21 protein-coding genes are annotated in these 20,636 nt (G+C 72.8%); 6 read left to right on the forward strand and 15 right to left on the reverse strand.

The annotated features are described in order from the left end of the window. Positions 1-10 precede the first annotated feature (10 nt). Both AB0O21_RS27250 and AB0O21_RS27255 read left to right on the forward strand, forming a co-directional pair. Entirely contained in the window at positions 11-472 is a 462-nt protein-coding gene (locus AB0O21_RS27250) for a cyclic nucleotide-binding domain-containing protein (RefSeq protein ID WP_365175143.1), read from the forward strand. A gap of 213 nt (positions 473-685) precedes the next feature. Continuing rightward, a complete protein-coding gene (locus tag AB0O21_RS27255) occupies positions 686-982 on the forward strand; it encodes a hypothetical protein (RefSeq protein WP_365175145.1) in 297 nt (98 codons plus the stop codon). 7 nt (positions 983-989) lie between these two features. On the opposite strand, the gene AB0O21_RS27260 is transcribed toward AB0O21_RS27255, so the two are convergent. Both AB0O21_RS27260 and AB0O21_RS27265 read right to left on the reverse strand, forming a co-directional pair. Further along, positions 990-3,458, reverse strand: a complete 2,469-nt coding sequence (locus AB0O21_RS27260) for an FtsX-like permease family protein (protein WP_365175147.1) — start codon at positions 3,456-3,458, stop codon at positions 990-992. Continuing rightward, positions 3,452-4,189: an ABC transporter ATP-binding protein gene (locus AB0O21_RS27265; RefSeq protein WP_365175149.1), complete on the reverse strand. Its 738-nt coding sequence runs from the start codon at positions 4,187-4,189 to the stop codon at positions 3,452-3,454. The genes AB0O21_RS27260 and AB0O21_RS27265 overlap by 7 nt, the downstream gene beginning before the upstream one ends. 282 nt (positions 4,190-4,471) lie before the next feature. Here AB0O21_RS27265 and AB0O21_RS27270 point away from each other — a divergent pair, with 282 nt between their 5' ends. Then, the gene (locus AB0O21_RS27270; protein WP_365175151.1) at positions 4,472-4,933 is read left to right on the forward strand and encodes a subtilase-type protease inhibitor; all 462 of its coding nucleotides are present in this window, start codon (positions 4,472-4,474) and stop codon (positions 4,931-4,933) included. 49 nt (positions 4,934-4,982) lie between these two features. Here AB0O21_RS27270 and AB0O21_RS27275 read toward each other — a convergent pair whose 3' ends face one another. The 4 genes from AB0O21_RS27275 to AB0O21_RS27290 form a co-directional block, all read right to left on the reverse strand. Continuing rightward, positions 4,983-5,432 carry a sel1 repeat family protein gene (locus AB0O21_RS27275; RefSeq protein ID WP_365175153.1) on the reverse strand — a complete coding sequence of 150 codons (450 nt, stop codon included), beginning with the start codon at positions 5,430-5,432 and terminating at the stop codon, positions 4,983-4,985. A 69-nt stretch (positions 5,433-5,501) separates the two neighbouring features. Beyond that, on the reverse strand, positions 5,502-6,356 hold the full coding sequence (locus tag AB0O21_RS27280; protein ID WP_365175155.1) for a GNAT family N-acetyltransferase: 855 nt from the start codon (positions 6,354-6,356) through the stop codon (positions 5,502-5,504). Further along, a complete protein-coding gene (locus tag AB0O21_RS27285) occupies positions 6,353-7,276 on the reverse strand; it encodes an ATP-grasp domain-containing protein (RefSeq protein WP_365175157.1) in 924 nt (307 codons plus the stop codon). Before AB0O21_RS27285 ends, AB0O21_RS27280 begins: the two co-directional genes overlap by 4 nt. A 31-nt stretch (positions 7,277-7,307) precedes the next feature. Beyond that, complete coding sequence (locus tag AB0O21_RS27290) at positions 7,308-7,718, reverse strand: hypothetical protein (RefSeq protein WP_365175159.1); 411 nt, start codon at positions 7,716-7,718, stop codon at positions 7,308-7,310. Positions 7,719-7,908: 190 nt separating this feature from the next. On the opposite strand from AB0O21_RS27290, the gene AB0O21_RS27295 reads away from it, so the two are divergent. Together AB0O21_RS27295 and AB0O21_RS27300 are read left to right on the forward strand one after the other, a co-directional pair. Then, complete coding sequence (locus AB0O21_RS27295) at positions 7,909-8,691, forward strand: AAC(3) family N-acetyltransferase (protein ID WP_365175161.1); 783 nt, start codon at positions 7,909-7,911, stop codon at positions 8,689-8,691. A gap of 42 nt (positions 8,692-8,733) precedes the next feature. Next, positions 8,734-9,459, forward strand: a complete 726-nt coding sequence (locus AB0O21_RS27300; RefSeq protein WP_365175163.1) for a Sir2 family NAD-dependent protein deacetylase — start codon at positions 8,734-8,736, stop codon at positions 9,457-9,459. A 172-nt stretch (positions 9,460-9,631) separates the two neighbouring features. On the opposite strand, the gene AB0O21_RS27305 is transcribed toward AB0O21_RS27300, so the two are convergent. The 8 genes from AB0O21_RS27305 to AB0O21_RS27340 form a co-directional block, all read right to left on the reverse strand. Then, on the reverse strand, positions 9,632-10,108 hold the full coding sequence (locus AB0O21_RS27305) for a VOC family protein (protein ID WP_365175165.1): 477 nt from the start codon (positions 10,106-10,108) through the stop codon (positions 9,632-9,634). A gap of 130 nt (positions 10,109-10,238) precedes the next feature. Further along, complete coding sequence (locus AB0O21_RS27310) at positions 10,239-13,820, reverse strand: CDP-glycerol glycerophosphotransferase family protein (RefSeq protein ID WP_365175167.1); 3,582 nt, start codon at positions 13,818-13,820, stop codon at positions 10,239-10,241. A gap of 166 nt (positions 13,821-13,986) precedes the next feature. Beyond that, entirely contained in the window at positions 13,987-14,364 is a 378-nt protein-coding gene (locus tag AB0O21_RS27315) for a hypothetical protein (protein ID WP_365175169.1), read from the reverse strand. Positions 14,365-14,447: 83 nt separating this feature from the next. Beyond that, positions 14,448-14,870: a roadblock/LC7 domain-containing protein gene (locus AB0O21_RS27320; protein WP_365175171.1), complete on the reverse strand. Its 423-nt coding sequence runs from the start codon at positions 14,868-14,870 to the stop codon at positions 14,448-14,450. An 86-nt stretch (positions 14,871-14,956) separates the two neighbouring features. After that, positions 14,957-15,745, reverse strand: coding sequence for a transcriptional regulator (locus tag AB0O21_RS27325; protein ID WP_365175173.1), 789 nt, complete (start codon positions 15,743-15,745; stop codon positions 14,957-14,959). Beyond that, on the reverse strand, positions 15,742-16,173 hold the full coding sequence (locus tag AB0O21_RS27330; protein ID WP_365175175.1) for a hypothetical protein: 432 nt from the start codon (positions 16,171-16,173) through the stop codon (positions 15,742-15,744). The genes AB0O21_RS27325 and AB0O21_RS27330 overlap by 4 nt, the downstream gene beginning before the upstream one ends. A gap of 159 nt (positions 16,174-16,332) precedes the next feature. Beyond that, on the reverse strand, positions 16,333-16,596 hold the full coding sequence (locus AB0O21_RS27335) for a helix-turn-helix domain-containing protein (RefSeq protein ID WP_365175177.1): 264 nt from the start codon (positions 16,594-16,596) through the stop codon (positions 16,333-16,335). Between the two features lie 158 nt (positions 16,597-16,754). Continuing rightward, the gene (locus AB0O21_RS27340; RefSeq protein WP_365175179.1) at positions 16,755-17,312 is read right to left on the reverse strand and encodes a TetR family transcriptional regulator; all 558 of its coding nucleotides are present in this window, start codon (positions 17,310-17,312) and stop codon (positions 16,755-16,757) included. Between the two features lie 181 nt (positions 17,313-17,493). On the opposite strand from AB0O21_RS27340, the gene AB0O21_RS27345 reads away from it, so the two are divergent. Further along, complete coding sequence (locus tag AB0O21_RS27345) at positions 17,494-18,732, forward strand: helix-turn-helix domain-containing protein (RefSeq protein ID WP_365175181.1); 1,239 nt, start codon at positions 17,494-17,496, stop codon at positions 18,730-18,732. Here AB0O21_RS27345 and AB0O21_RS27350 read toward each other — a convergent pair. Beyond that, positions 18,668-20,590, reverse strand: coding sequence for an APC family permease (locus tag AB0O21_RS27350; protein WP_365175183.1), 1,923 nt, complete (start codon positions 20,588-20,590; stop codon positions 18,668-18,670). The genes AB0O21_RS27345 and AB0O21_RS27350 overlap by 65 nt on opposite strands. Between the last annotated feature and the right edge of the window lie 46 nt (positions 20,591-20,636).

Raw genomic sequence — 20,636 nt, forward strand, 5'->3', positions numbered from 1 at the left:
GGAGGCCGTCGTGAGCACACCTTCCCCCATCCGGATCGCTGCGGTGCTGTCCACGGAACACCGCGGACGGCTGATGTCCCAGGCCCGCGAGGTCAATTTCCGCGAGGGTGCGCGGATCTTCGAGGAGGGTTCGCGGGCGGAGTCCTTCTGGATCGTGCGCTCCGGCACCGTGACCCTGGAGATCCCCATGCCCGGCGTCCGGCGGCCGGCTCCCGTGGAGAACCTCGGCCCGGGCGAGCTCGTGGGCTGGTCCTGGCTCTTCCCGCCGTACGTGTGGCAGCTGAGCGCGGAGGCGATGACCCCGGTGCGCGCGTACGAGTTCGACGGCATGAGCGTACGGATGCTGATGGACTCCGATCCGGCCTTCGGGTCGGCGATCGGGCACTGGGTGGGCCGGGTCCTCGCGCTCCGGCTCCAGCAGACCCGCACCCGCCTCCTCGAGCTGTACGCGCCGCGCATGGCCGCGAGCTAGGAGTTGTCGTCAAAGGTCGGCGATCTGCGATCTGGTCGGACCGCTCCTCCGGGACGGTGTGCGCGATGCCCCGGCGGTCGGGCCGCACGCGCCAGGTGGATCTTGCCCGTCAGCCCGCCTCGGCACCGGCCGAGCGCCGGGCTGCGGAGCCCCCTCTGCGCTGCAGGAGACCGGGGCCGGTCGTCGCCCGGCTGCTCGGCGCGGCAGTGGAGAGTGCCCTGTGAGGTCCTCGGCGGGCACGAGCGGGGCATCCTCTCCCGCGCCATGGTCGTCGCCGAAGTCCTGGACGTGGACGACGAACGGTCCCTTTCGGTCATCACCACGCCGGGCCTCAGCGAGTGGGACGCGCTCGGACTGTGCCGGTACGGCGTCCTCAGCATCGAAGGCCCGGCCGCCGCACGATGCCGGCCGCGGCGACTGGTCGGCCATGCGGAGTCAGGGGCTTCCGCTGGTGGAGGAGACGGTCTCCACCACAACCTCAGCGGGGCGGCGATGACCCCTCTCGGCTGACCGGCCGCTATTCCCGTACGCCGGCCAGCTCGACCGCCGGCCGGCGCAGGGACACCGCGGCCGAGGCGGCGGCGGAGACCACCGCCAGGACCGCGCAGGCGCCGAAGCTCGCACCCATGACGTCCCAGGGGATCACCAGGGGGCTCCGTACTCCCAGGAGCCCCAGGGCCGCCTGGATCCCGCCCAGGTTCAGGGCGGCGACGAGGGTGCCGACGACCGCGCCGACGAGCACGACCAGCAGTGCCTCCCACGCCACCAGGCGCAGCACCTGCCACCGGGTGGCGCCGGCCAGTCGCAGTACGGCGAGGTCGCGGGCCCGGTCGGAGGTGGCCATGACGAGGGTGTTGGCGAGCGCGATCCCGGTGTAGAGCAGGGCGATGCCGAGGACGAGCAGGAAGCCGAGCCGGGTGGTGCGCTTGGTCTCGGGGTAACTGGCCGCCAGCCACTGGTCCTTGGTCAGGACCTTGCCGCCGGCCTGCCGGGCGGCCTCGGCCAGCGCTGAGCGCGCGGTGGTGGCGTCGGCGCCCGGGGCGAGCCGTACGTCGATCCGGTCGACGGGGGCGCCGGGGGCGTTGGCGGCGGTGACGTAGGCCCCGTTGTTGCCGGTGCCGATGCGCATCACGCCCGCGATCCGCAGGGACGTGCGGGTGCCGTCGCCGAGCCAGACGTCCACGGTGGAGCCGACGGTGTGCCGTTCCCATTCCCCGGTGACGATGACGGAGCCGTCGTCGAGGTCGGCCACGCTGCCCGCGGTGAGGGGCAGTTCGGCGGTCCGGGCGAGGGCGGCCGGGTCGACGGCGCGGGCCTCCGAGCGGATCAGCGCCACGCCCTCCTCCAGGACGTGGACGGCGGTCCCGGCGGTCGCGGAGACCTCGGTACCGGGGACGGCCCGGATCCGGTCGACGGCGGCCCGGTCGAAGCCTCCGGCACCGCCCGTGATCACGAAGTCGGCGGTGGTCCGCCGGCCGGCTTCGGTGGCCTTCGCCTCGTTCAGCGTGGCCGTGGCTCCGAGCAGGGATCCGGCGAGGGCCACGGTGACCAGGACGGGTGCGGCGATGGCCGCGGTGCGCCGGATGCCGGCCGCGGCGTTCTCCCGTACGAGCATCCCGCCGGCGCCCGGCAGCCGGGCCGGGAGCCAGGCCAGGAGCCTGACCAGCGGCCGGACGAGCACCGGGGCCAGCAGCGCGAAGGCGACGATCAGCAGCATCGGGCGGCTGGTGTACGTCTTTCGGTGGAGCAGGTCGGACGGGTCGGCGAGCAGGGCGTACGCGAGCGTGCCGAGGCCGGTCAGCAGGAGTCCGGCGCCGAAGATCCAGCGGCTCCAGGTCATGGTGCGCGTCTCGACGGCGGCTTCGCGCAGCGCCTCGGCGGGCCCCACCCGGCCGGCCCGCCAGGAGGCGGCGACGACTCCGGCGAGGGCGACGAGGAGGCCGGTCCAGAAGGCCAGGTGGTAGGGCCAGGTGGCGTCGCCGATGGCGAACCAGCGCGGTGCGAGGTCGCCGTCCACCGACCACCGGGCCACCAGGGGCGCCCCGTACGAGCCGAGGAGGCAGCCGGCGGCGGAGGCCAGTACGCCCAGGAGGAGCGCCTCGGCGAGCACCATGCGGCGGATCTGCCCGGGGGTGGCCCCGGCGGTGCGCAGCAGGGCGAACTCCTTGCGGCGCTGGGCGACGGCGAAGGCGAAGGTGGAGGCGACGACGAAGACCGACACGAAGCCGGTGACCCCGCCAGCGGTGCCCAGCATGGCGTTCACGGCGAGCAGGGCTTCGCTGTCGCGCTCCGGGTCGGGGTCGGCGTAGCGGATGTCCCGGCCGGTCAGGACCCGTACGTAGGGGTCCTGGCCCACGGCTGCCCGTACGGCCGCCGGGTCGGCGGCGACGACGAGCTGGTCGATGGCGGGCGACAGCCGGGCGGCCTGGGCGTCGGTCCAGAAGACGGCGTCCTCGAACGCCGGGACGGCCGGGGCTCCGGGGTGGGAGACGGTGCCGACGACGGTGACCGGACCGCGGTCGGTGGCCAGCCGCTGCCCGGGCGGTGCCCAGCCGGTGGTGACGACCTCGCCGTCGGACCGCGGGGCGCGGCCGGCGTCGAGGGTGTACGGGGCGAAGGCCGCGACCGACCAGGGGTGGCCGACCAGCCGCCCGGGCCCGCCCTCGGCGCGGACGGGGAAGGAGCGGTCCTCGGCGACCGGGCCGAGGGCGGCGAGGCGCCGGGCGAGTTCGGGGGCGATGGGCTTGGGCTGGGGGAGCTTGCCGGTGCGCTCGCCGATGGGGCTCGGGACGCGGAGGGTGTCGTTGCCCTTGACGACGACGGCGGCGCGGTTGAAGCGCTCGGGCTGGCGCTGCGGGGCGTCGAGGGTGGCGGCGAGCGCGAGTCCCATGGTGGCGATCAGGCCGACGCCGAGGGCGAGGGCGACGAAGCTGCCGATGAAGGTGACCCAGCGGGTGCGCAGGGTGCGCAGGGCGGTGCTCAGCACGGCACGGTCTCCAGCTTCGTCATGTGGGCGGCGATCTCCTCCGCGCGGGCGCCGGCGAGTTGGCCGTTCAGCCGGCCGTCGACGAGGAAGACGACGCGGTCGGCGTAGGAGGCGGCGAGGGGGTCGTGGGTGACCATGATGACCGTCTGCCCCTCGGTGTCGACCATGGTCCGGAGCAGGGTGAGCACCTCGCGCCCGGTCCGGGAGTCCAGTGCGCCGGTGGGCTCGTCGCCGAAGAGCACGTCGGGGCGGGTGATCAGGGCGCGGGCGAGGGCGACGCGCTGCTGCTGGCCGCCGGACATCTCGGAGGGCCGGTGCCGGGCCCGGTCGCCGAGGCCGACCCGGGCGAGCACCTCGCGGACCTCGGACCTGGCGGGGCGGCGGCCGGCCAGGCGCAGCGGGAGGGAGACGTTCTGCTCGGCGGTCAGGGAGGGCAGCAGGTTGAAGGCCTGGAATACGAACCCGATCCGGTCGCGGCGCAGCAGTGTCAGCTTGGTCTCGCTGAGCCGGGTGAGCTCGGTCCCGCCGACGGTCACGGTGCCGGAGGTGGGCCGGTCGAGGCCGGCCGCGCACTGCAGCAGGGTGGACTTGCCGGAGCCGGAGGGGCCCATGACGGCGGTGAAGGTGCCCTGGGGGAAGTCGAGGGAGACCTGGTCGAGGGCGGTGACGGCGTGGTCGCCTGCCCCGTAGCGGCGGCTGACGTCCCTGAGTTGGATCGCGTCGTTTTCCATGCCCCAAGCCAACCGTCCCGGGCGGTTCGGCACAGCGGGTCCAGGGGGTGTCCCGGGGGTAGGGCCGGCCCTACCCCCGGAGGTTTCCGGGAGGTCTCCCCGTCGGTGTTCGGCCGATTCGACGGGCCCCTCCCGCACAGGTCAGCCCGGCGGGGCCGCTGCCGTCTGCACTCATCCGTACACGATCGGTGACGAGAAATGGGGGTGCGAACGGGCGTTCACGCCCCGCATGGGCAAGACTGCGTCCGCTATCCGAAACGCCAACCCAAGGGAGTGTTCGCAATGCGGTCCATCGCAAGGAGTCTCGGGCTCGGATCCGCCGCCATGGCGCTGACCGCGCTGACCGCGCTGGCCTGGCCCGGAACGGCCGGCGCCACCCCGTCCGCGGCCGCCGCGCCCGCCACCACGGCGAGCCTGTACACGCCGTCCGCGCTGGTGCTCGGCGTCACCGCCGGGGACGACGCCCGCAGGGGTACGGTGCTGCGCGCGGTGACGCTCGTATGCGCTCCGGCACCGGGCGGTACGCACCCGGACCCGGTCGGCGCCTGCGCGGAATTACGTGAGCACGGCGCCCGGTTGGACGCGCTGACCGCCCCGGCCGCCGACACCGCGTGTACCAGGGAGTGGAATCCGATGACGGTGACGGCCGACGGGGTGTGGGACGGCCGCCGGCTGAGCTACGCGCACACCTTCGGCAACGCGTGCGGCCTGCGGAGCACCGCGGGGGTGCTGTTCGACTTCTAGACCAGGACGGCCCTGCGGGCCGGGCGGCGCCGTGCGACCGCCGTCCGGCTCACAAAGGGTTGCTGCCGTCCATGTTGAGGGCGTGTCCGGGCCGGAAGAACCTCTTGGCGAAGAAGTGTCCGCGTTCCGCGGCCATCCTGAACCACGGTTCGGACGCTTCCAGCCCGTCCCGCTGTTCGATCAGCCGCCCCATCTCCCACATGGCCTCCACGTCACCCAGCTCTACCGCGGCGCGCAGCAGCCGTTCGGCTTCGGTGAAGTCGTCGAGCAGCTTCTTGCGCAGCGCGAGGGCCCGCATCGCGTGGGTGTTCCCCGCGGCGGCCGCCGCCTCGGCCGCCTCCAGCGAGGCGAACTTGTCGCGGCCCTTGCGACGACGCAGGATCAACAGGAGCACGCCGAGGCCCCAGAGCACCCAGCTCCAGGTGATCAGGCCGTCGTTGTCGTTCGTCCAGCCGAGCACACTGAGCACGGCGGCGGCGAGCAGCAGCAGGTACGACATGGCGTTCCCCCCGGAACTGCGGCGTGGTGATCGGGCAGGCGCAGTCCAGGGAGTCAACCGCCTTGCGTCTCAGCCCAGTTCGAGACTGGTCACGCCGAACAACTCGGCCAGCGGAAGCTCCGGGGCGGGGCCGGTGTACATCCGGGCGGTCTCGAAGGTCGGCGCCAGCCCCAGGTCCTCGAACAGCGCGACCGCCTCCGGGTTCGCGTCGGGCACGTCCACGGCGACCGCGGCGCCGGGCGCGGACCGCGCGAGGCTCCTCAGCAGGGCGGCGGCCACCTCCGGGCCGGCCGCGTACAGCGGGCCGATCCGGTGGGCGGCGCTGCTCGGGCGGATCACGCCGAGGCCCTCGACGCGGCCGTCCCGCACCGCGGCGAGCGCGGTGCGGCCGGGCAGGGCGGTCCAGGCGGACAGGAAGGCGTCCCGGGGCTCGGGGAAGAACCGCCGGTCGTAGGCGGCGAGGACGCCGAACGGCAGCGAGGCGGCGTCCACGATCTCCACCCCGCCGCCGGCCTCGCCCGCCCCGTCGCCTCGGGGGACGCCCTCGTAACGGATGTTGTTCCAGGCGTGACGGAAGCCCGACTTGCGGTAGTTGTCCTGCTGGGCGACGACCCCGTCCAAACCGATGAGCCGGCCGTCGAGCCGCCGCATCGCCGCGTCCCACATCCGGATGCCGTAGCCCTGGCCCCGGTGGGCCGGGCGGGCGATGTAGAAGCCGATGAACCCGAAGCCGGCGCCGTAGCGGACGGCGGAGACGCACGCCACCGGCTCGCCGTCGAGCCGGCCGACGAGGAAGCCCTCCGGGTCGGCGACGGCGAACGCGAACCGGTCCGAGTCCCCCGGGTTCCAGCCCTCCTCGTCGGCCCAGCCGCGGATCAGTTCCATGTCGGCGGCGCTCGCACCGGCGATCTCGAATGTCGTCATGGCCGGTGTTCTACCAGATCCTCCGGAATGCCAGCCGACTGATCATCAGTCAGGAGTGCGCAGAACAAGGCCAGATCGACGCCGGCATGCACGTCGCTGACCTGCCCGTCGCCCACTTCGACCACCCGCCACACCCCGTCCGCGCGCAGCGCGAGGTCGGTGGTGACGAAGGGGCAGTCCAGCGCCCGGACCGCGGCCCGTACCGGTTCGAGGTCGCGCGCCGGGATCTCGGCGACCTCCGTGACCGGACTGTCGGGGTGGGCGGTGAACAGCCGGGGATCCCCGTCCCGCCACCACACCCGGACCTCCGCGGCAGCGCCCGGGGGCGTGACGAAGGACTCGAAGGCCCTCAGTACGACCCCGCCCGCCAGGAACTCGTCCTGGAGCTCGACGAACCGGCCCACCACCCGGTGCAGGGCCGCCGGGTCGGCGAGGTCGGGTACGTGGCAGGCCTCGTGCCACTCGTGTTTGCGGGACTTCACGTAGTCCTTGACCACGGCTGCGCCGGGCGGCAGTCCCGCCGCGAGCGCACCGAGCCGCTCCGGGGCCGGGACCTCGCCCGGGGTCGTGGGCAGCCAGGCGCTGACCGGGGTGAGGCCGGCGAACGTCTCGTACCAGCCGGGGAGTTCGTGGGCCCGGCGGTACGCGTCGGGAGGGACGAGGAGTTCGGCGCCGCGCCGCCGCAGGGCCGCGTCCAGCTCGGCGTACCGGCCGACGGGGACCATCCAGCCCCGGTACCGGAGACCTCCCGTCCCGGCGGGCACCCGGGCCACGGCCCGGTCCGCTTCCCCGGCGAGCAGCGCGTCGTGGTCGAGGAGCGCGACCGGCCCCCCTCCGGCGCGCACCGCCCGGGCCTCGGCCACGAAGTGGGCATCGACGCGACGCCCGTTGAGGGGGTCTGAGCAGAAGAGGACGGCCATGGCGCAACCCTACGGAAGGCCCCTCGGGATTTCAGCCCGCGCAGATCACGTCGTCGAGCCGGATGGGCTCGGAGTCCAGCCGTACGTACGCGGTGAAGGTGTCGATGGTGCCGGATCCCCAGTGGGTGGTGACGGTGGCCCAGCCCACCCCGGCAGCCTGGGCGACGGTGACCGGGCCGACGCCGATGTCCTGGGGTTCGTTCTGGGCGCAGAGGAGGACGTCGGCCTCCGTGTTCTCCGTCTGCTTGTCCTTGAGGACCTGCGAGACGTGGTCCTGGCGGTCGGCCGCGGAGGGGCCGTGGTCACCGTAGAAGTCGCTGAGGAAGCGGCTGATCTCGGCGGCGGTGTGCTCGGCGGCGGGGCCGGCGTGGGCGGGCGCCGGGGTGATCAGGGCGAGCAGGGTCAGCGGCAGGAGGCCGAGGCTGTACGGCATGAGCTTCATATCCGATATGTAAACCCTCGGCCCTGTCGACGCGCCCCGGTGCGCCGCGTGTCTTACTCCCGTGGAGGGCTCGATTCACCGCAGAAACGAAACTCCGGGGCCGGTTCCGACCCCGGATTCTCCGAGCTCCGGGCCGGATGATGTGATCGTCGGAGCATCACGGACAACCGGCGGACTTGAAAGGAACCTCATGCTCCGGATGGCGGATCTGGTGGCGGGCTGGCGCGAGGCCGGCGTCGAGGAGGGCATGGCACTGATGGTGCACGCCTCCCTGTCCAGCCTGGGCCGGGTGGAGGGCGGCGCGGCCGCGGTCGTCGCGAGCCTGCGGGAGGCGGTCGGGCCGGACGGGACGGTGGCCGTGCCCGCCTTCACCTGGGAGGTGGCCGACCCGGACCCCGAGCACGTGGGGACGCCCGGTCCGGAGGTGGCCGCGCGCCGGGCGGCCGTCCCGCTGTTCCACCCGGACATGCCGGTCACGCGCGCACTGGGCGCCGTACCGGAGGCCCTTCGGTCGCTGCCCGGCACCCTGCGCAGTGCGCATCCGCAGGCCTCGGTGGCCGCGGTCGGCGCCCGCGCGGCCGAGGTCACGGCCGCCCAGTCGCTGGGCTTCGCACTGGGCCGGACCTCGCCGTTCGGCCGGCTGCACGACCTGGGCGCGCACATCCTGCTCATCGGCGTCGGCCACAACCGCAACTCCTTCCTCCACTACGTCGAGTCGCTCGCGCCCCGGCCCCGCCTGCGGCTGCGCCGGTTCCCGATGGAAGTGGCCGGGGAACGGGTGTGGATCGAGACTCCGGACGTGGGCAACGACAACGACACCCACTTCCCCACCGTCGGAGCCGAGTTCGAGCGGCACGCCGGCATCCCCGAGGCCAAGGTCGGCGGCGCCGCGTGCCGGCTGCTGCCCGTCTCCGCGCTGGTGGACTTCGCCGTCCCCCGCCTCCAGGAACTGGTCGACGCCGGCCGTCCGTAAATCCGGTCGCGTCCGCGCCTGCCCCCTCCATAGGCTCGGCGCATGGGAAAACCGCTCGTCGCAGTGTTCAGTGGGGCCGGAATGTCCACCGACTCCGGGATTCCGGACTACCGGGGCCCCCAGGGCCTGTGGCGGCGTGAGCCCGACGCCGAGAAGCTCGTGACGTACTCCTCCTACATGGCCGACCCGGAGATCCGCCGCCGCTCCTGGCTGATGCGGGCCGAGATCGGCGCGCTCGGGGCACGGCCCAACGCGGCGCACCTCGCGATCGCCGAGCTGGAGCGCGGCGGCACCCCGGTCCGGGTCCTCACGCAGAACGTGGACGGCCTGCACCAGCTCGCCGGAACTTCACCGCGCAAGGTGTTCGAGCTGCACGGCACTGCCCGCGCGGTGGTGTGCACGGCCTGCCGCGTCCGGTCGGAGATGGACGAGGCACTGGCCCGGATCGCCGCCGGGGAGCCGGATCCCGCCTGCCTGGCGTGCGGCGGCATCCTCAAGGCGGCGACCGTGATGTTCGGCGAGCGGCTCGACCCCGTGGTGCTGGCGCAGGCGATGGCCGTGGCCAAGGGCTGCCAGGTGTTCATCGCCGTCGGCTCCACCCTCCAGGTACAGCCCGCCGCCTCCCTCGCCGGGATGGCCGCGGAGTCCGGGGCCCGGCTGATCATCGTGAACGCGGAGGAGACCCCGTACGACGTCCTGGCCGCAGAGGTCATCCGCGAACCGATCGGCACCGCCCTCCCGAAACTCCTGGCCCGCATCGCCGCCTAGGACGACACCCGTCGGCTGCGACGGGGACGGGTGTGCGGTGGGGCGTCCCCGCAGGGCTCCGAACTGGGCCCCTCTCGGCCCACCGACCCGTGGAAACGTTCGGAGCCCGAGAAGACGCCCCGCCGCGCGCCCGGCCCCGGCGCAGCCGGCCGGCACACCGCCGCGCCGAGGCCTACCCGGCGTCCGCCGCCCGCCGCAGCTCCGCCACGTCCAGCTTCTTCATCTTCAGCATGGCGGCGGTGGCCCGGGCCGCCCGCCCCGGGTCGGGGTCCGAGAGCACGTCGATGGCGCCCGGCGGGATGACCTGCCAGGACAGCCCGAACTTGTCCTTGACCCAGCCGCAGGCGGACTCCTCGCCGCCGTCCTTGGTCAGCTCGTCGTAGTAGTAGTCCGACTCGGCCTCGTCGGCGCAGTGGATCTGGAACGAGATCGCCTCGGAGAAGTGGAACAGCGGCCCTCCGTTGAGGCCGACGAACTTCTGCCCGTTGATCTCGAACTCGACGACCATCACCGATCCGGCCACCCCGGGGCCCGCCTCGGTGTAGCGGGAGATCCGGCCGAGCTTGCCGTCCTTGAAGACGGACACGTAGTAGTCGGCCGCGGCTTCCGCGTTGTCGTCGAACCACAGACAGGTGGTGAATCCGCTCATGACTGCCTCCAGGCGAGTGCGTGGGTACGTCCTCACATACAGACCGGCCCCGGGCCCGAAATTCATCGGTGGGCCCGGGGCCGGTCTGTATCCAGCCTGGATTCAACTCGTACGGCGCAAGGCCTACGGCCTACTGCGTGCCGGCCTCGTTCATCGCCAGCATCCGGTCGACGACGCGCTCGGCGGCGCGGCCGTCGTCCAGGTCGCAGAACTCGGCGCGCAGCGCCGCCCGGGCCTCGGCGTACTCCGCCCCGACCGCGTCGGCGTTCCGCACGGCCTCGATCAGGCCGGCCGAGTCCGAGAGCAGCGGGCCGGGGGCCTTGGCCTCCAGGTCGAAGTTGAAGCCGCGCAGCGTGCCCCGGTAGTGCGCCAGGTCGTACGTGAACAGCAGGATCGGCCGGTCGGTCAGCGCGAAGTCGAAGATCGCGGAGGAGTAGTCCGAGATCAGCACGTCCGCGACGAGCAGCAGGTCGGCGGCGTCGGGCCAGCGGGTCACGTCGATGACGAAGCCGTCGCGGACGCCGTCACGGACCTGCTCGCTGACGTGGCGGTGGCCGCGGATCAGCAGGACGTGGTCCTCGCCCAGCTCGCGGCGGGCCGCGTCCAGGTCGATCCGCAGGTCCATCTTGTAGCCGCCGGACCAGCCCTCGCAGTTCTCGCGCCAGGTCGGCATGTAGAGGACGACCTTCTTGCCCTCGGGCAGGCCGAGCCTCCGCCGGACCTCGGCGATCCGCTCCTCGTCGGGCCGTACGAGCACGTCCGCGCGCGGGGCGCCGGCCTCGATGACCTCACCGTCGTAGCCGAGGGCCCGCTTGAGGAGCGGCGTGGCGTACGAGCTCGGGGAGGCGAGCAGCGACCACTGGGCGCTGTCGTGCTCCAAGCCCTCCAGGATCTCCGGGCTCGTGTAGTAGTCGTGCACGAAGTCGTGGCCGATCTGCTTGATCGGCGTGCCGTGCCACGTCTGTACGACGATCTGTCCGGGTCGGCGCTGGAAGTTGCGCGGAACGCTGTCGTTGGTCACGTAGTAGCGGGCGCGGGCCATGACCTCCCAGGACTCCACGCTGTCGTACTGCACGGCTCGAGCGGTCGCGGGGACCTCGGCGCGGCCGTCGCGGACCAGCCAGATGTGCTCCAGCTTCTCGCCGCGGCGCAGCAGCTCCTCGTGGATGGCGCGGGGCGAGTCGCCGGCGCCGGTTCCCTGGAAGGTGTCGTAGACGACGACGTCCTTGACGGGCAGGGCGCGCTGCGCCGGGTAGGTCTCGCAGCGGGCGACGCGCTGGGCGTAGTTGGAGCGGTCGTGCGGGCTGAGCAGCGGGTCGGCGACCAGCACCATGCGGTCGTGGAAGCGGGTCTCCACGCGCATCCGGCGCCCCTGGACGGTGAGGGGGTGCGGGCCCGCGAAGAGCATGCCGGTGGCCATCTGCACGGGCGCCCCGCGGTCGACGCCGAGCAGGCCGGCGGTGGTACCGCTCTGGGCGAGCGGGCGCAGGGTGGGCCACCAGCGGCCCTCGGGGAGGGTGGTGCGGCCGGCGTACGTCTCGGGGAGCGACGGTTCGAATTCGGCGGTGAACAGGTCGCCGTCGCGGGTGACGGGGTAGCTGAACTCCATCCCGTGCACGTTGTGCAGGACGAGCTCGTACGGCTCGTCGGTGGGCGCGACGAAGCGGCCCCGCAGGGTGACGGTGCCGTCCTCGGCGACGACCTCGTCGACCAGCGGCGGCGAGGGCTGCACGGAGAGCGTGAGGTGTCCGGTGTTGCCGCGCTTCGCGAAGACGGAGCGGTCCGTGTCCGTGCCGGGCAGCGGCACGGCCAGGCCGTTGAAGCCTCCGCGCTCGTCGTGGACCAGGCGGTGCTCGGTGCCGTCGGCGCCGGTCACGGACAGGCTCCACGGCTCCGGGATCCACTCGCCGGGCTCGCGCTCGGCGTCCGGTACGGCGGCCAGCTCGGCCAGCGGCACGCGGACGGTGAAGGGGATCCGGCCGCTGGGGGCGGCGGCCGCCGTCTCCAGCGGGAAGTCGGCGGTGGTGCCGGTGGTGACGTGCACGGCCTTCAGCGTGGCGGCGGCGCCGACCTCGGCGGAGAGCTCGCCGCTGATCTCGACGGCGTCGTCACCGGCCGGCCGGACGTCCAGGGCGCGGGCTCCGACGATCTCCACCTGGACGGTGAGGGATCCGGCGACGGCCGGGACGATCCGGACGTCGGGCGCCACCCAGTGCGGGGGCGGGTTCTGGCCGGTGTCGTGCTCGCCGCCGCGCAGGCGGGCGCGGTGCAGGCCGCCGGCGCCGGTGACGGCGACGGAAGTGGTCCATATCCCCTCGCGCCACTTGCCGCCCGACTGGAAGATCGAGGGGTCGATGACGGCGGTGAAACCGGCCCAGTCGGCGTGCCGCAGGGCGAGGTGGGGGGACATCACGGAGGCCATCGGGGAGGCGACCGTACGGGCGCTGACGACGGAGCGGCGACGCTTGCCGCCCTCGCGGAAGACCAGCATCTTGCGGGAGCCGAGGCGGCTCTCCGCACCGAGGTGGCCCGGGAGGGCGTAGCCGCGCAGGAGCAGCTTGCCGTCGGACCAGGACGCCTGCTCGAGGCGGCTGACTACGCGGCGCTCGCGCGGGCCGAGGGTGAGGATCTTGGCGGGGACCGGCGGGCGTCCCTGCAGGAAGGGGTAGTCCGCCTGCGGGCGGGCGAGTCCCTTGACCGGCACGCTGTAGTGGTAGTCGCGCTGGTGGGCCTGGAGGGCGATGAAGTCCTCGACGCGGCCTTCGCCGGCGAGGTACGCCTTGAGCCGGTCGGCGACGGTCAGGTCGGACCAGGGGCCGGTGCCGATCTCCCGGACGAGGCCGCCGACTTCCTTGACGAACGCGGCGCGGAAGTCGGGGCCTCCCTCGCCGACGTACTTGTAGATGAGCGGGAGTTCCTCGCTCAGCACGTTGTAGTCGTAGTCGCGCAGGTAGCGGACGTACTTGGCGCCCTGCTTGGCCTTGAGGGACTCGCGGACCAGGCGGACGGACTTCACGCGGTCGATGAGGGAGACCGGGTCGGTGGAGCGCTGGGTGATGGAGCGCTCGCCGGTCTCGCGGACGCGCCAGTGGTAGACGCAGTCGCTGAGGATGTCGACGCTGGAGGCGAAGTAGTGCGCGGGGATGCTGACCGGGGCGTCCTCGTAGAGGATGCCCTCCGGGTACTGGAAGCCGTGCTCGTCCCAGAAGGTGCGCCGGTAGACCTTGTTCCAGGCGGTGCGGTCGGTGACCAGCGCCGGGAACTTGGAGATGTGGGTCTTGAGCTGCGTCTTGGCGAAGGCGGCGCGGTGGCCCCACGACTGGTTCATGCCGACCGAGCGGAAGCGCTTGACGTTGCCGCCGGCGAAGTCCGAGCCGGTCTCGTCGAGCGCGGCGATGAGGCGCTCGTACGCGTAGTCCGGCATCGTGTCGTCGCTGTCGACGAAGGCCAGGTACTCCGCGTCCTTGTTCGCGTGGCGGGCACCGACGTTGCGCGCGGCACCGAGGCCCGCGTTCTCCTGCATCACGACACGGAAGCGCTTGTCCTTGGCGGCGAACGCCTTGGCTATGACTGCGCTGGTGTCCGTGGACCCGTCGTCCACGAGGATGACCTCGAAGTCCTCGAAGGTCTGAGCTGCGATGGATTCCAGGCACTCGTCGAGATACAGCTCGACGTTGTAGACGGGGACGACGATGCTCAGGCGCGGGGGCATGGGTGGCGGGTTCTCCAGCGTTTTATGCTTTATCGATGATCAGCTGCTCACAGCATCCTACTCTGTAACAGAATCATAAACTCGCCCCATATGGGGCAAACGAAACCGATCGCCGGGCGGACGGCAAGAATTAAACCGTCCGCCACCTCGACGACGAGGATCGACGTCAGATCTCCAGCTCCGACTCGATCTTCTTGAGCTGGTGGCGGGCCATCGCGAGGTTGGCGCGGCCCTTGTCGAGCGCCAGGTACAGGAAGAACCCTGCCGAGGAGCCCCGACTGCGCAGCAGCCGGATCAGGTGGTACTGGTTCCCGAGGGTGATCAGGATGTCCTCGATCTCGTCCTTGATCCCGAGCATCTCCATCGTGCGGACCTTGGCGCGCACCACGTCCGTGTTGCCGGCGGCGGCGACGGTGAGGTCCAGGTCCTTGCCGCCCCCGAGGGTTCCGAGGGCCATGCCGCTGCCGTAGTCGACGAGCGCGGCGCCGAGGGCGCCCTCGATGCTGGTGGTGGCTTCCTTGAGAGCGGTCTCCACGTTGGCCATGGGTGATTCCTCTTTCCGGTGTCCGTGTCGGTGTCGGTGTCGGTGTCTCTGTCGCTTGTGCTGGTACGGGAAGGGCTACGGGCTCACCCCGGCGGCGGGCCTCCGGGGCCCCGGCGCCCGAGGGCGGGTTCGACGAGCTCGGCCAGCCGGACGCTGGAGCGGCGGGCCTCCAGGTGGAGGCGGCCGACGTTGACGCGGGGTTCCGCCGTCAGGGTGAGGACGGCCGCTTCGCCGGCGGCGTAGGTCGCCACGTACCCGTGTTCGCCGCGCACCAGCAGTTCGCGGAACGCGCCCTGGCCGGTGCTGTCGCTGAGCCGCTGGGCCACCCCGAGGGCGGCCGCGGTGAGGGCGGCGACGGATTCCGCTTCGGGGGCCGCGCTGTCCTGGGCGAGGACCAGGCCGTCGATGCTCGCGGCGAAGGCTCCGGTGAGCTGGGGCACCCGGGCCCGCAGCCTGCGGAGCTCGGCGAGTATCTCTGCCTCCGCCTCGGGGTTCACCGTGGTCATGTCGGCCTTCTTCCTTTCTGCCGCCCCCGTTTCGGGCTGCCTCCGCTCGGAGCGGTCGGCGCGCAGGACCGGTCGCAGCGGGAGCCTCACAGGCTTGCCTCCAGTGCGTCGCGTAACCGGCGGAGCAGCGCCACGTCCGGGGATTGGGCCTGGGTCATCCAGTCGGGCAGGGGCGCCGCGGCCGGCGGCTGGGCCGGCGCGTGCGGCGTCTCGACCAGTCCGGCCGCCGCGAGGCGCCGTACGTCGAGGAGCGTGTGGAAGGCGGGCCGGCCCAGGACCCACGCGAGGTCGGCCGGGGTGCGGACGCCGTCCGCCCGGGCCAGCAGGATCCGCTGCCGGGCGGTGACGGTCTGGCCGGGCGCCGCGGGCCGGGGCACCACCGGGGCGGTGTCGAGCGCGGGGTAGGGCCAGACCGCGTCGAGCAGCTCCCTGCGCCGGCAGGTCTCGCGCTCCACGGCGGCGGCCGGAACCGAGCGGACGGAGCCGATCCAGTGGGTGGCTCCGCGGCGGAACCGGGAGGGGCCGCTGCCCGGGGAGAGCGCGAAGAACGCGGCGTCGAAGATGGCGGCGAGGTGGCATATCTCCAGCTCGCCGCCGGCGAGCCCGCCGCTGTCCACGAGGAAGCGGGCGACCTGGCGGCGGGCTCCGGCCCGGTCCACTGCCTCGCGCCAGCGCTCGGGGGCGAGGCCGCCGCCGGTGGTGAGCAGTACGTCGAGGCCGGGGGTGGACGGGCTCTCCGCGTGCACGATGCGGCCGTCCTCCAGGAAGAGGGTGCCGCGGTCGCGGAGCAGCGCGCCGGTGGCGCGCTCGGCGGCGAGCCGGGTGAGGAGGGGGGAGACGGCGGCGGAAGCCGAGGCTGCCGAAGGGGCGGTCATCTGAGCACCAGCCCTTCCGCCAGGATGCGGAGTCTGTGTCGCGCGAGGGCGAGATTGCCGTCGGCGCGGTCGAGCCAGAGGTGCAGGAAGACGCTGCTGTCGAAGCTCGTCTCGACGAAGCGCAGTACGTGGTAACCGGTGCGGGTGGTGACGATCAGGTCCTCGACGGGCGGGCCGGCTGGCGGGCCGGCTGCGTCGCCTAAGGCCGCCGCGGCGGTGCCGGGCGCGGTCGCCGCCGGGGCGAAGGACTCGTACTCGGCGGCCGCGCGGGCCAGCTCGGCGGTCTCGGCGGCGGTGGTCTCGTGGTCCCCCACGGGCGAGTCCCCCGCGGTGCCGAGGGCCAGTCCGCTGCTCCAGTCGACCAGCGCGGCCCCGCGCGCACCAGGCAGGGCCATGGCTTCGAGCAGGCATTCGTCGATCCCGGGCACGCGGGCTCCCCTCCCGGCCGGACGTGCTGAGTGCACGGTCTGCGGCGCGACAGGAGGGAACTTACTCAACTTCCACAGTGCGGAAGGGTGTTCTGGCATTTTCCGCTGGAACATGCGCCAAAGCGCATCTCAGCTTGGCCGAATCGCTTCGGCTTTTGATCAAGATGCGAGCGGTAGATCGTCCGCGAGCCGAAATGCCCCGCCCTCGCGCTGTACGTAGCCCTCGTGGGTGAGGGTGCGCAGCAAGTGGTACACGGTGGGCAGCGGGATCCCGGTGAGCCGGGAGAGCCGCTTCGCCGTCGCCCCGCCTTCGGCGTACATCGCTTCCACGAGACGCAGTGCGCGCTGCACGGAACCGATCAGTGTGGGCGTGCTGTCCTTCTGGTTGTGCTCGGCACTCATCTGGTTGTGGTCAGCACCCATGAGTAGTCCCCCTGCTCCGGTACGAGTCCCTGGCAAACCCATCAAAGTCGCTCGCCAGCCGCAAAACCAGCTGACTCGCGTAAACCTGAGCATAAGATCACCGCACCCCGATCCGGGCGCGGCGGCGGCGCCGCGCGCTCCCCGAGTTGACCGGATGTCTAATCGACGTCCGGGAGGAGGCGGTCCACCAGGGTGTCGATGAGGCCTTCCAGCGGGTGGCCCTCCAGCGTGGCCGGGACCGTCAGGTCGTCCACGAGCAGGCCCGTCATCGCGAGGTAGACCAGCACCACGCCCCGGCGGTCTCCGGGGAGGCCCGACTCCAGGTGCCAGGAGACGTTCGCCTCCAGCTCGGCGGCCTGGAAGCCGGCGAGTTCGGCCTGGAGCTCGGGGCGGCGGGTGCATTCCAGGCGGAGTTCCAGCATGGCGAGGTACACGCTGCGCTCGCGCCGCATCCGGTCCACGAGCCGGCGGAGCAGCACCTTGGTGTCCAGCGGTGCGGCCAGGTCCGCCGGGTCCGGAATGAGCCGCTCGCGGGTGCGGTGGAGGATCTGCACGAGCAGCTGGGCCCGGTTGGCGAAGTAGTTCGAGGCGGTGCCCGTGGGGACGCCCGCCTCCCCGTCCACCGCGCGCAGCGTCAGTCCGCGCGAGCCCTCGCGCGCCAGGACTTCGATGGCGGCGTCGAGCAGGGCGGCGCGGCGCTGCGGGTTCTGGCGCATGGGCGGTCCTCGGGGTGGCTGCGGGTGGTACGTGGCGGTGAGCACTGCACATGCAGTGCTTCGCCCACGGTAGCGGATGGGACCGCTCCGGACCTCCCGACGAGGGGCGGTCCGGGCCTCCCCGCCAAGAGCGCGTCACGGCCCTCCCCACCGGCCGGTCCCCCGTGCCACCCTGCCCGTCATGGAGCGGATCATCGAGGACGTGCGCGAGGACCTGTCCCGCCGGATCGCCGTCGCGGCGCGCCGGCTCGCCGACCTGACGCTGGCCGAGGACCCCGCGTACGCCGCCCTGCTCGGCCGGGCCGAGCTGTGCGAGCGGATCCACCACGATCTCGACCAGGCCGTCGAGGGCCTGGTCCGCAGGTCCCGGGGGCTGCCCCTCGACCTCGCCGACGCCCGGGCCGCCGGCACGCTCCGCGCGGAACAGGGGCTGCCGCTCGCCTCGTTACTGCGCACCTACCGCCGTGGCGGGCGGCTGCTCTGGCAGACCCTCACCGAGGCCGTGGCCGCCCACGACCCGGCGGCGCTGCCCCGGCTGCTGCCTTCCGCGACCGCGCTGTGGGACGTGCTGGACGAGATGACGGACGCCGTGGCGGAGTCGTACCGGCTGACGGAGGCCCCGCGCGCCGACCGCGACCGGGAGCGCCGCGCGGCCCTGCTGGACGTCCTGCTCGACGGCGGTGCGGCCACCGGCGGGCCCGCCGCCTCGGACGCGGCCGCGCAGCTGGGGCTGCCGGAGCGGGGCCGGTTCGCGGTGGTGGTCGTGGCGGGGACGGGCGCCGCCGAGGGCGGGGAGGCGGCGGGACGCACCGCCGCGCCCCGCGTGCTGTGGCGGATCCGCGCCGACGGGGAGAGCGGTCTGGTGGATCTGGGCCACCGTCCGCTGGAGTCCGTACGGGAGCTGCTCGCGCCGCTCGGGGTGCGCGCCGGGGTCAGCCCGGTGGTCGGGACCCCGGCCGAACTGGCCGGGGCGCGGCGGCTGGCCGCCCTCGCCCTGAGCACGGTCGCCGCGTCCGGCGGCCCGCGCACGGCGCTGCTCGACGAGGGGCTGCCGGCGGCGCTGGTCGCGGCGCAGGGCGAACTCGCGGCCCGGCTGCGGCAGGTGGTGCTGGGCCCGGTACTGGCGCTGCCCGCCGAGGACCGCCGGACCCTGCTGACCACCCTGGGCACCTGGCTGGTCTGCCAGGGCTCGACCACGTACGCCGCGCAGCGCTTGTACTGCCACCGCAACACCGTCTCGAACCGGCTGCGCCGCCTGGAGCAGCTCACCGGCCGCTCCCTCGCCGACCCCCGGCACGTGGTGGAGCTGGCGCTGGCGCACGCGGCGGTGGTGCAGCGCGCCGCGGCGGATCCGGCTACGCCTCCTTGCGCGCCGACTCCAGCAGGTACGGCACGTCGATCACCGCGACCCCGGGGGTGAACAGCAGCCGCGCCTTCAGCCGCAGCGCGTTCTGGTTGTGCAGGGGCTGCTCCCACCAGTTCCCCACGACGTACTCCGGGATGACCACCGACAGCACGTCCGTCGCGGAGTCCCCCGCCAGTTCCTCGACGTGGGCCAGGATCGGGCCGACCACCTCCCGGTAGGGGGAGTGCAGGATCTTCAGCGGGATGCCCGGGTCGTGTTCGGTCCAGGCCTCGCGCAGCCGCTCCGCATCCTCCTCGTCGGCGGCGACGGTGACGGCGGTCAGGGTGTCGGGGCGCAGGCCCTGCGCGTAGCCGAGGGCCTTCATCGTGGGGGCGTGCACGTTGGCCACCAGGACCAGGACGTGGTGGCGGACGGGCTTGCGCGGTTTCAGGCCCGGGGCGATGGTCACCTGCCGGGCGACCTGGTCGTAGTGGCGGCGCACGCCCTTCATCCCGAGGAAGAGCAGCGGCATGGCGATGACGACCAGCCAGGCGCCGTGCGTGAACTTGGTGAGCAGCACGATGACCAGGACCAGGGCGGTCAGGCAGGCGCCGATCGCGTTGATGGCGAGCCGGCGGTGGATGTGGACGCGTTCGTCGCGCGGGGTGGCGGGTGAGGCGAGTTCCCTGCGCCAGTGCACGACCATGCCGGCCTGGGAGAGGGTGAAGGAGACGAAGACGCCGAGGATGTAGAGCTGGATGAGGCGGGTCAGGTTGGCGTCGAAGGCGACGATGAGGCCGATCGCGACGAGGGCGAGGAGCACGACGCCGTTGGAGTAGACGAGCCGGTCGCCTCGGTTGAAGAGCTGGCGGGGCGCGTACCGGTCCTTGGCCAGGATCGAGGCGAGCATCGGGAATCCGTTGAAGGCGGTGTTCGCGGCGAGGATCAGGACGCCGGCGGTGACGGCCTGGAGCAGGTAGAAGAGGAAGTGCCAGTCGCCGAAGGTGGCGCGGCCGATCTGGGCGAGGGCGGTGGACATCGGGGTGCCGGGGGCGAGCCCCAGTTCGGTGGGGTCTTCCGCCACGTGCACCTGGTAGGTCATGGCGAGGGCGGTGATGCCCACGAACATGGTGACGGAGAGGACGCCCATCGCGGCCAGCGTGGTCGCCGCGTTCTTGGCCTTGGGCTTCTGGAAGGCGGGTACGCCGTTGCTGATCGCCTCGACGCCGGTGAGGGCGGTGCAGCCGGAGGCGAAGGCGCGCATCGCGAGGAGCACGAGGGCGATGCCGGTGTAGGTGCCGGTCTCGGTGATGGGCAGGTCGGCGGACTCGGCGCGGATGGTCTCGCCGGTCGCCAGCCGCACGAGGGCGACGGCGAACATGAGGTAGATGACGAGGACGAACCCGTAGGTGGGGATGGCGAAGATCCGGCCGGACTCGCGGACGCCGCGCAGGTTCATCACCGTCAGCAGCACCACGAAGCCGACCGACAGGGCCACTTCGTGGTCGCTGAGCGAGGGGATGGCGGAGGTGATGGCGGAGACGCCGGAGACGACGGAGACGGCGACGGTCATCACGTAGTCGACGAGCAGGGCGCTGGCGGCGGTGAGCGCGGCGGTGGGGCCGAGGTTCTCCTTGCTGACGACGTACGCGCCGCCGCCGCTGGGATAGGCGTGGCAGGTCTGCCGGTAGGAGGCGATGACCACGACGAGCAGGAAGACGATGGCGGCGGCCGCGTACCAGGCGAGGTGGAGCAGTGCGACGCCGCCGAGGGCGAGGATCAGCAGGATCTCCTCGGTGGCGTACGCCACCGAGGAGAGCGGGTCGCTGCAGAAGATCGGCAGGGCGAGCCGTTTGGGCAACAGGGTCTCGCCCAGGCGTGCGGTGTCGAGGGGTTCACCGACCAGCACGCGTTTCGCATTGATACGCCTCATTCAGGCATGATCGTGCATGTTTTATGCGATTCGCCCCTTTTGGTGA

Origin of the sequence: Streptomyces sp. NPDC091371 (assembly GCF_040684275.1) — a bacterium.
Lineage (GTDB): Bacteria > Actinomycetota > Actinomycetes > Streptomycetales > Streptomycetaceae > Streptomyces.

Coding starts and splice junctions, on each gene's coding strand:
- AB0O21_RS27265 (WP_365175149.1), bottom strand. CDS start 4,189: ATGGAAAACGACGCGATCCAACTCAGGGACGTCAGCCGCCGCTACGGG.
- AB0O21_RS27270 (WP_365175151.1), top strand. CDS start 4,472: ATGCGGTCCATCGCAAGGAGTCTCGGGCTCGGATCCGCCGCCATGGCG.
- AB0O21_RS27275 (WP_365175153.1), bottom strand. CDS start 5,432: ATGTCGTACCTGCTGCTGCTCGCCGCCGCCGTGCTCAGTGTGCTCGGC.
- AB0O21_RS27280 (WP_365175155.1), bottom strand. CDS start 6,356: ATGACGACATTCGAGATCGCCGGTGCGAGCGCCGCCGACATGGAACTG.
- AB0O21_RS27285 (WP_365175157.1), bottom strand. CDS start 7,276: ATGGCCGTCCTCTTCTGCTCAGACCCCCTCAACGGGCGTCGCGTCGAT.
- AB0O21_RS27290 (WP_365175159.1), bottom strand. CDS start 7,718: ATGAAGCTCATGCCGTACAGCCTCGGCCTCCTGCCGCTGACCCTGCTC.
- AB0O21_RS27295 (WP_365175161.1), top strand. CDS start 7,909: ATGCTCCGGATGGCGGATCTGGTGGCGGGCTGGCGCGAGGCCGGCGTC.
- AB0O21_RS27300 (WP_365175163.1), top strand. CDS start 8,734: ATGGGAAAACCGCTCGTCGCAGTGTTCAGTGGGGCCGGAATGTCCACC.
- AB0O21_RS27305 (WP_365175165.1), bottom strand. CDS start 10,108: ATGAGCGGATTCACCACCTGTCTGTGGTTCGACGACAACGCGGAAGCC.
- AB0O21_RS27310 (WP_365175167.1), bottom strand. CDS start 13,820: ATGCCCCCGCGCCTGAGCATCGTCGTCCCCGTCTACAACGTCGAGCTG.
- AB0O21_RS27315 (WP_365175169.1), bottom strand. CDS start 14,364: ATGGCCAACGTGGAGACCGCTCTCAAGGAAGCCACCACCAGCATCGAG.
- AB0O21_RS27320 (WP_365175171.1), bottom strand. CDS start 14,870: ATGACCACGGTGAACCCCGAGGCGGAGGCAGAGATACTCGCCGAGCTC.
- AB0O21_RS27325 (WP_365175173.1), bottom strand. CDS start 15,745: ATGACCGCCCCTTCGGCAGCCTCGGCTTCCGCCGCCGTCTCCCCCCTC.
- AB0O21_RS27335 (WP_365175177.1), bottom strand. CDS start 16,596: ATGGGTGCTGACCACAACCAGATGAGTGCCGAGCACAACCAGAAGGAC.
- AB0O21_RS27340 (WP_365175179.1), bottom strand. CDS start 17,312: ATGCGCCAGAACCCGCAGCGCCGCGCCGCCCTGCTCGACGCCGCCATC.
- AB0O21_RS27345 (WP_365175181.1), top strand. CDS start 17,494: ATGGAGCGGATCATCGAGGACGTGCGCGAGGACCTGTCCCGCCGGATC.
- AB0O21_RS27350 (WP_365175183.1), bottom strand. CDS start 20,590: ATGAGGCGTATCAATGCGAAACGCGTGCTGGTCGGTGAACCCCTCGAC.